The sequence below is a fragment of the Microbispora sp. CL1-1 genome, from assembly GCF_012034195.1.
In the GTDB taxonomy this organism is placed as follows: Bacteria; Actinomycetota; Actinomycetes; order Streptosporangiales; family Streptosporangiaceae; genus Microbispora.
This window is the reverse complement of sequence record NZ_JAATEK010000167.1, coordinates 1-652: the sequence shown is the minus strand read 5'-3', so window position 1 is coordinate 652 and position 652 is coordinate 1. Positions and strand designations below refer to the sequence as shown.

General features: G+C 75.0%; 1 protein-coding gene. It reads left to right on the top strand.

Annotated elements, in window-relative coordinates:
* Positions 1 to 451: 451 nt before the first annotated feature.
* Positions 452 to 652, top strand: a 201-nt coding sequence (locus HCK04_RS40450) for a hypothetical protein (protein WP_142652789.1), incomplete at its 3' end; no start/stop codon positions are given.

The following is a 652-nucleotide window of genomic DNA, read 5'->3' as shown; positions in this document are numbered from 1 at the left end:
GGCGCACTCACAGGCAGCGCCTACGGAGGTGGCGCCATCGCAGGCGGCGTGGCCGGACCCTCCGCCCGAGGACGCCTCCGTACGTCACACCCACGCCGGGCCTGGGCCTGCGGGGGACTGCCGGCATGGCCACAGCATGTGCCGGTGCGACGGCCAGGGTGCGTGCCGGTGCTGCGGTGAGGCGCGGTGCTCGCGTGCGACGCAGGCGTCGGGGACATCGGGACCGTCGGGACCGTCGGGAGCGACGCCCGGCGGGCCCGGACCGGAGCGGGAGACACCACCCGGATGGGCATCGGGAACGGCACCGGGAGCCGGGCGTGGGACACCGGGGACGGCGCAAGCAGCGTCGCAAGCAGCGTCGCAAGCAGCGTCGCAAGGAGCCGCACAGGGGGCATCGCGGGGTGCGGCGCAAGGTGGGTCACCGGGATCTCCGGGTGCGTCGGCGGGCGCGATGCCCGGGGCGTTCTTGGGGTCGGCGCTGGGAGCGTCGGCAAGCACGCTGCTGGGGGCGTCTCTGGGAGGGGCGTTGGGGATGGTGCCGCCGGGGTTGTTGCTGGCGACCGGGCAGGTGCTGCCCGTCTCCAGCGTGCACCGGCTCGCCCGGACCTCGACTCTGGTGCGGATCGTCATGAACGCCGACGGGCAGGTGCTC